This is a genomic window from Rhodobaculum claviforme (assembly GCF_016653255.1).
Lineage (GTDB): Bacteria > Pseudomonadota > Alphaproteobacteria > Rhodobacterales > Rhodobacteraceae > Rhodobaculum > Rhodobaculum claviforme.
Genome location: NZ_NHSD01000320.1, coordinates 20751 through 28137, shown reverse-complemented (window position 1 = coordinate 28137; position 7387 = coordinate 20751). Strand labels below are relative to the sequence as shown.

The following is a 7387-nucleotide window of genomic DNA, read 5'->3' as shown; positions in this document are numbered from 1 at the left end:
GAGCCCTCGGTCGGCAGCGTCGGCGACAGCTATGACAATGCACTGGCCGAGACGATCAACGGCCTGTTCAAGGCGGAGGTCATCCACCGCCGCGGACCTTGGCGCAGCTTCGAGGCCGTCGAATACGACACGCTGGAATGGGTCGACTGGTTCAACAACCGCCGTCTGCTGGAGCCCATCGGGAATATACCGCCAGCCGAAGCCGAGGCAAACTTCTACGCTGCTCTGGAAACTGAACCCATGGCCGCGTAACTAAATGAAATCAGCCTCCGACAAACCCGGCGCGGTTCAAAAGTCAGGATGGGGAACTGTAACTTGAACACTCATATCAAAGCCTCCTAGTTTAAATTTTTTCTTGAAAACCAGTTCACAGCGACAGTTAGGGGTCTTCCGCATCATCCCGGACGGTATCGCCTCAAATCCCGCTACCGTCAAATCTACCGTCAGATCATCGGATGCACTGGGTCACATGACTTGCATACTGCAACTCAGTAGTTGAAAATATTCTACTATTTTCGCACTGGGACGCATGAGAATCGGAGGTGGTGTCCGCGGCGGGATTCGAACCCACGGCCCCAGGATTCGTACCACTTCGGCTTTCGCCGCCGCCGCCAGTGTTCGGGCGGGCGTTCGTGGTCTGGACTGTCCCTTCACCCTGGGCCCGGGGGCCTGTAGGTGCTGCCCGTCCAGTCTCTACACCTTCCCCCGGCGGGGGCTTGGCTCGGGATCGGCATGGCGCGTGCGCCGCAGCTTTCCCCGACTTTGAGCAGATCCGTTGCGCCGTTTCCGCGCGCAACGCCCAATTTTGCAACCAGGAATCCTGTGCTCTATCCAGCTGAGCTACGCAGACTCCACCTCCGGCGCCGTGTATACCCCGCGCCCCCGCGCGCGACAACAGCCCGGTTGACAAGCCCCGCGCCGGACGGCACGCAGGCCGGTGCGACAGGGGCGCCCGCCATGGTGGGCTGAGACGGACCCTTTGAACCTGAACCGGATCATGCCGGCGGAGGAAGTCGCGGAACACGGACGGGCTTGCGCGCCCCCCCGGGTTTCCGCCCCTCCGCCCGGGAGGGAGGCACGGATGAACCCCGCAGACCATCTGGCGCGGATGCGCGCCACCGCGCCGCTGGTGCACAACATCACCAATTTCGTCGCGATGAACGTGATGGCCAATGTCCTGCTGGCCGCCGGCGCCGCCCCTGCCATGGTCCATGCGCGGGAGGAGGCCGCCGAGTTCGCCGCCCTTGCGCAGGCGCTGACGGTCAACATCGGCACTGCCGACCCGGCATGGGGCGCGGCGATGCTGGAGGCCGCCGCGGTGATGGCGGCGGCGGACAGGCCCTGGGCGATGGATCCCGTGGGGGTGGCCGCGACGGCGTTCCGCCGCGACCTGGCGGCGCGGCTGGTGGCGGCGCGGCCCACCATCATCCGTGGCAACGCATCCGAGATCCTGACGCTGGCGGGCATGGGCGGGGCCGCGCGCGGGGTGGACGCCGGCGACACCGTGGAGGCCGCCGAGGACGCCGCCCGTGCGCTCGCCACCCGTACCGGCGGCGTTGTGGCGGCCACCGGCCCGGTGGACTTCGTCACCGACGGCCAGCGGGCATTCCGCGTGGCCAATGGCCATCCGCTGATGGCACGGGTCACGGTGCTGGGCTGTTCGTTGACCGGGGTGGTGGCGGCGTTCGCGGTCGACCAGCCGCCGCTGGAGGCGGTGGCGGCGGCGCTGGCCTACTACGGTCTGGCGGGGGAACGCGCGGCGGTGACGGCCGCCGGGCCCGGCAGCTTTCAGGTGGGGTTCCTGGATGCGCTGGCGGCGATCGGGCCGGGCGATCTGGCCGCCGGTGCCCGGATCACCCCGGCATGACCGGGCGCGCGGTGCCCGGCCCGATCTATGTCGTGACCGATCCGGGCGCGGCGCTCTCCGTGACCGACCAGGCGCTGGCGGCGGCGCGCGGCGGCGCGGGCGCGGTGCAGTTGCGCCACAAGACCGCCACGGACGCGGAATTCGCGGCGCTGGCGCGCGCGCTGCTGGCGGTGCTGCCAGCGGATGTGCGGCTGATCCTGAATGATCGGGTGGCGGTGGCGACCGCGCTGGGCCCGCGCGTCGGCCTGCACATCGGCCAGGGCGATGGCGACCCGGCGGTCGTGCGCGCCCGCATCGGCCCCGACATGGTCCTGGGCCTGTCGGTCGAAGACCCCGCGCAACTGCGCGCCCTGCCGCCCGGCGTGGTGGATCACATCGGCGCCGGACCGGTGCGCGCGACCGCCAGCAAGCCCGACCACGCCCCGCCCATCGGTTTTGGCGGGCTGGCGCGGATCGTGGCGGCGGCGCCCTGTCCGGTGGTGGCGATCGGCGGCCTGGGCCCGGGGGACGCGGCGCGGGTGCGGGCGGCGGGATGCGTGGGCATGGCCGTCGTCTCGGCCGTCACCCGCGCGCCCGACCCCGAGGCCGCGACCCGCGCCCTGTGTGATGACTGGACCCAGGAGGAGGCGCAGCCATGATCCCCAACATCCTGTCCATCGCAGGCTCCGATCCGTCGGGCGGGGCCGGCATCCAGGCCGACATCAAGGCGATCTCGGCCAATGGCGGCTATGCCATGGCCGCGATCACCGCGCTGACGGCACAGAACACGCGGGGCGTGGCGCGGGTGGCGCTGGTGGACCCCGACATGGTCGCAGCCCAGATCGCCGCGATCCGCGCCGACATCCGCATCGATGCGGTCAAGATCGGGATGCTTGGCACCGCGGCCATCATCGCGGCTGTGGCCGACGCGCTGGAGGGGCTGGCGGCGCCCGTCGTCCTCGATCCGGTGATGGTGGCCAAGGGCGGCGACCGGCTGCTGGCCGAGGAAGCGGTGGCCGCCCTGCGTGCCGTGCTGGTGCCGCGCGCGGCGGTCATCACCCCCAACCTGCCCGAAGCCGCCGACCTTCTGGGCGGGGCGGAGGCGTGCGATCTGGCCGGGATGGAGGACCAGGCCCGCGCGCTCCTGGCGCTCGGGCCGGGGGCGGTGCTGCTGAAGGGGGGGCATCTGGCGACCGGGGACAGCCCGGACCTGCTGGCGACCGCGGCGGGCATCGAGCGGATCGACGGGCCACGCCATGCCACGGCCAACACCCACGGCACCGGCTGCACGCTGTCGGCGGCGCTGGCGACGCATCTGGCGCTGGGCCTGTTGCCGATGGCGGCCGCGCGCGCGGCCAAGAGCTATACCGCCGCCGCCATCGCCGCCGCCGATCGCCTGACGGTTGGGGGCGGGCATGGCCCCACGCATCACTTCCACGACCGGCAGCCATGACCCGCGCGGGCGCCGCGTCCTGCGCGTCAAGCCGAGGGCGCGCCCACACAAGCCCTCGGTCCCGCCATCACCGGGATGGCGGGCGCAGAACGGCCGGGCCAGGCTGGCTTCAGCCGTGCTGACGGCGGCCGGGCATCCCGCACCACCAACCCCAGCGGCGTGGCCTGGGCACAGCCGGGCCACCGTGGGTCGCGGCCGGTGCGGACCGGCGGGCGGGATCAGCGGCGGTTGCGGCTGTCCGCGTCGTCGTCATCCTCGTCGTCGCTGTCCTTCGGGTCGTCGGGCAGGTTGAAGAAGCTCTCGGCGTCCGAGTAATCGGCGGTGTCACGCTTTTCCTCGGGCTCGCTGAGGCTGAAGTTCTCCAGGCCCGCGATGGAGGCGGGCAGGCGCGGCTCCGCGCTCATGCCCAGCGACGTCTCGGTGGACACCAGCTTGCGGCGCTCATCGTCGGTCATCAGCCCGCCCTCGGCGGCCTTCTTCTTGGCGGCCTGCTGGACGATGCGGTCCAGCTCGGTCTGCTTGCACAGGCCCAGGGCGACGGGATCGATGGGCTGGATGTTGGCGATGTTCCAGTGCGTGCGCTCGCGGATCGACTGGATCGTGGGCTTGGTGGTGCCCACCAGCTTGGAGATCTGGCCGTCCGACAGCTCGGGGTGGAACTTCACCAGCCAGTAGATCGCGGCCGGCCGGTCCTGGCGCTTGGACAGCGGGGTATAGCGCGGACCGCGGCGCTTCTCCTCGCCGGCGGCGGCGGGGTTGTGCTTGAGGCGCAGGCTGTAGGCCGGGTTGGCCTGGCCGCGCTCGATCTCGATCTGGTCAAGCTGGTTGTTGGTGATCGGGTCGAAGCCCTTGACGCCCGCGGCCACGTCGCCGTCGGCGATGCCCTGCACCTCCAGCTCGTGCATCCCGCAGAAATCGCCGATCTGCTTGAAGCTGAGCGTGGTGTTGTCGACCAGCCAGACGGCGGTCGCCCTGGCCATGAGCGGCTTGGTCATGGGGCCTCCTTCGTGTTCTGGCCCGCGGTCCGACCGGGCCTGGACTGCCCGCGCGCGGGCGAGGTGAAATGCCCGTGCCGAGGCCGGGAACCCGGTCCGCAGCCCGCGGGCCGCCGATCCTCGCTTTCGGGGATGCTGAAGCATATACGTCCATCGCGGCAGGGAGGGAAGTGGAAATGCGCTGGCTGTGCTTGGCGGTGGTGGTGGGTCTGGTGGTGGCGCCGGGCGGGCGCGCGGCCGCCGCGGAGTTCGACCACTACCTGCTCGCACTCAGCTGGACACCCGCCTGGTGCCACTTCGAGGGGGCCGCGCGCGGCGATGCACGCTGCGATCCCGGCGCGGACACCGGCTGGATGGTGCACGGGCTGTGGCCGCAGCACGCGCGCGGCTGGCCGGAGTATTGCGCCACCACCGCGCGCGACCCTTCGCGCGGCCAGACGGCGGCGATGGTCGACATCATGGGCAGCGCGGGGCTGGCGTGGCACCAGTGGCGCAAGCATGGGCGCTGTTCGGGACTGACCGCGCAGGCATATTTCGCGCAGACCCGCGCGGCGCTGGTGCGGGTGACGCTGCCGGAGGTGGGCGCGGGTGCGGCCACGGCGCAGGACATCGCCGATGCGGTGCGCGCAGCCAATCCGGGGATCGGGGCGGACGGCCTGGTGGTCACCTGCCGCCAGGGGCGCCTGGCCGAGGTGCGGATCTGCCTGACGCCGACGCTTGACCCGCGGCCCTGCGGGGCGGATGTGCGGGCGCGCGCCTGTTCCGGGCCGCTGGAGGTGACGCCGCGGCCCTGATGTCAGCTGCCGTGCGCCCAGTCCCAGTAAAGCGCGCGTGCCCGGGCGGCGACGGGACCCGAGGTGAGGGCGCGCGCCTCGAATCGGGCGACGGGCATCACCTTGGCGATGTTGCCGGTGACGAAGATCTCCTCGGCGGTGGCGAAGTCGTCGACCGTGAGGGTGGTTTCGTGCACCGCCACGCCGTCGTCGCGCAACAGCCCGATCACCCGGGCGCGGGTCAGCCCGGCCAGGAAGGTGCCGTTGGGCACCGGCGTGAACACCTCGCCGTCGCGCACCAGAAAGACGTTGGTCGAGGCGGTTTCGGCGACATTGCCGTCGGGGTCCAGCGACAGCGCGTTGGAAAAGCCGCGCGCGCGGGCCTCGGCCATGATGCGGCCGTTGTTGGCATAAAGCGCCGCGGCCTTGGCATCCGTCACCGCCATGTCGGGCCGCGGCCGGCGCCAGGGCGAGACGGTGAGCGAGAAGCCGCCCGGCTCGGGCATCGGCATCGCCTCGATGCAGGCGCAGAAATAGCCCGAGCCGGGGTCGAGGTCGATCACCCCCGCGCCGCTGTCGCGCGCCCACATCATCGGCCGCAGGTACAGCGCCGCACCGGGGGCGAACAGCTTGCAGCCTTCCTCCAGCACACCGCGGATATGATCGGCGGTGACGGGGGCGGCAAAGCCCATGGCGCTGGCCGAGCCGACGATGCGCGCGGCATGCAGGTCCAGATCGGGTCGACGGCCGTCGAACTGCCGCGCGCCGTCGAACACCCCGCTGCCGAGCCAGGCGGCGTGATCCGCCGCGCCCATCACGGGGTGGTTTCCCGCGCGCCAGCCGGCCTCGGGGGTCCAGGTGGCGACGTCGCCTTTGGGGGTGATGGCCATGGCGCCCTCTTGTTGTGCGGGCCCGCGGCCGCACGGGGGGCGGCGGGGCGCGTCAGTCCTCGTCGGTGGTGGCGCCGCGGTGAAGCAGGCCATACTTGCGCAGCTTCACATACAGGCTCTGGCGGCTGAGGCCCAGCATCTCGGCGGCGGCCACGCGGTTGTTGCGCGTCAGCTCCACCGCCGTCTCGATGCACATCTTCTCGACCACGTCGGTCGTCTCGGCCACGATGTCCTTCAGGGTGGCGGAGCCCACAAGCTCCATCACGCTGCGCACCGCGTCGTCGGACATGGTGGCGCCGGGGGTGCGCATCGCCTCGGCGCGGCTGGCGTCGCGCAGCACGAACACGATCGCGGGGAATGCGGCGTCATCGAGCCATGTCGCCGACACCTCCACCGCGACCTCGCTGCCGACCGCGCTGCGCAGGCGGGTGGCGTACATCCGCAGCTGCCCCGCCCGGGTGGTGTTCTCCAGCATCACCTTGAGGTCGACCGACCCGCGCACGAGGAAATCCGCCAGCGACCGGCCCTTGACCGTGCTGGCATGCGCCGCGTCCGCAAGGTTCAGAAACGCCGTGTTGGCCGAGCGGATCACCCCGTCGCGGTCGGTGAATGCGATGGCGTCCACCCCGGTGCGATAGAGCGCCGCGAGATTCTGCTGCAATTCGTCGGTGACGGTTTCGCCGACGGTCTCGGCGCGCTCGATCCGGCACAGCATCACGCGTTCGCCGGCGGCGCGGAACATCGTGGGCGTGACCCGCAGCGCCTGGCGCTGGCGGCGGCTGGTCAGGTCCACGCTGCCCGGCGCCTCGTCCAGCGCGAGGTTGGCGAGGCTCTCCATGACCTCGCCGCGCTTGCGGGTGTCGAATTCCGCGGGAAAGGCGTTGCCGATCAGATCGCCGCGCGGCGCACCCAGCAGCTGCCCGGCGGCGGAATTGGCGTCGGTGATCCGGCCCGTGGCCAGCGACACGAACACCATCGCGTCCTGCGTGCGCTCCATCAGCACGCGGTAGCGGGTGTCGAATTCGCGCTGCGCCTCGTAGTCGCGCTCCAGCGCCATCTGCGCCTTGATGAGCTGCTGCTGCATCTCCGCCACCGGGCGCAGGTCGCGGCCCAGCATCAGGATTGCGCCGTCCGGCCCGATCCGGTGGAAGGTATAGCGCACGGGGAATTCCGACAGCGCGGGGTCGGTGTGGTTGATCTCCACCGCCACGCCCTTGCCGTCGCCCCGGGCGATGGCGGCCATCTGCGCCTCGAACTTCGGCAGGCTTTCGGCGGTCAGGTGATCGCGCAGGTCGGTGCCTTCCCAGCTGACCAGCCGTTGCAGGCCGCGCTGTGCGGCATTGGCGAGGATCGACAGCACCGCGCCCTCCTCGCTCACCACGATGGCGAGATCGGAGGCCGAGGCGATGATGTCACCCAGCATCTCCGGC

General features: G+C 71.1%; 8 protein-coding genes and 1 riboswitch. Of the genes, 5 read left to right on the top strand and 3 right to left on the bottom strand.

What is annotated here, in order from left to right; translation table 11 throughout:
* From CCR87_RS15655 to thiD, 4 genes are all read left to right on the top strand, one after another.
* A partial coding sequence (locus CCR87_RS15655; RefSeq protein ID WP_201158472.1) for an integrase core domain-containing protein occupies positions 1–252 on the top strand: 252 nt, incomplete at its 5' end.
* Between the two features lie 682 nt (positions 253–934).
* Positions 935–1029: riboswitch (TPP riboswitch) on the top strand.
* 52 nt (positions 1030–1081) lie between these two features.
* Complete coding sequence (gene thiM, locus CCR87_RS15650) at positions 1082–1867, top strand: hydroxyethylthiazole kinase (RefSeq protein ID WP_201158471.1); 786 nt, start codon at positions 1082–1084, stop codon at positions 1865–1867.
* The gene (gene thiE / locus CCR87_RS15645) at positions 1864–2505 is read left to right on the top strand and encodes a thiamine phosphate synthase (protein ID WP_201158470.1); all 642 of its coding nucleotides are present in this window, start codon (positions 1864–1866) and stop codon (positions 2503–2505) included. The genes thiM and thiE overlap by 4 nt, the downstream gene beginning before the upstream one ends.
* Entirely contained in the window at positions 2502–3299 is a 798-nt protein-coding gene (gene thiD / locus CCR87_RS15640; RefSeq protein WP_201158469.1) for a bifunctional hydroxymethylpyrimidine kinase/phosphomethylpyrimidine kinase, read from the top strand. Before thiE ends, thiD begins: the two co-directional genes overlap by 4 nt.
* Positions 3300–3517: 218 nt before the next feature.
* Here the strand turns inward: thiD and CCR87_RS15635 are convergent, their stop codons facing one another.
* A complete protein-coding gene (locus CCR87_RS15635) occupies positions 3518–4294 on the bottom strand; it encodes a DUF1013 domain-containing protein (protein ID WP_201158468.1) in 777 nt (258 codons plus the stop codon).
* A gap of 176 nt (positions 4295–4470) precedes the next feature.
* Between CCR87_RS15635 and CCR87_RS15630 the strand changes: the two genes are divergently transcribed.
* Positions 4471–5088, top strand: coding sequence for a ribonuclease T2 family protein (locus tag CCR87_RS15630; RefSeq protein WP_201158467.1), 618 nt, complete (start codon positions 4471–4473; stop codon positions 5086–5088).
* Between the two features lie 2 nt (positions 5089–5090).
* On the opposite strand, the gene CCR87_RS15625 is transcribed toward CCR87_RS15630, so the two are convergent.
* A complete protein-coding gene (locus tag CCR87_RS15625; RefSeq protein WP_201158466.1) occupies positions 5091–5957 on the bottom strand; it encodes a branched-chain amino acid aminotransferase in 867 nt (288 codons plus the stop codon).
* A 52-nt stretch (positions 5958–6009) separates the two neighbouring features.
* On the bottom strand, positions 6010–7380 hold the full coding sequence (gene ppsR, locus CCR87_RS15620) for a transcriptional regulator PpsR (RefSeq protein ID WP_201158465.1): 1371 nt from the start codon (positions 7378–7380) through the stop codon (positions 6010–6012).
* Positions 7381–7387: the final 7 nt, after the last annotated feature.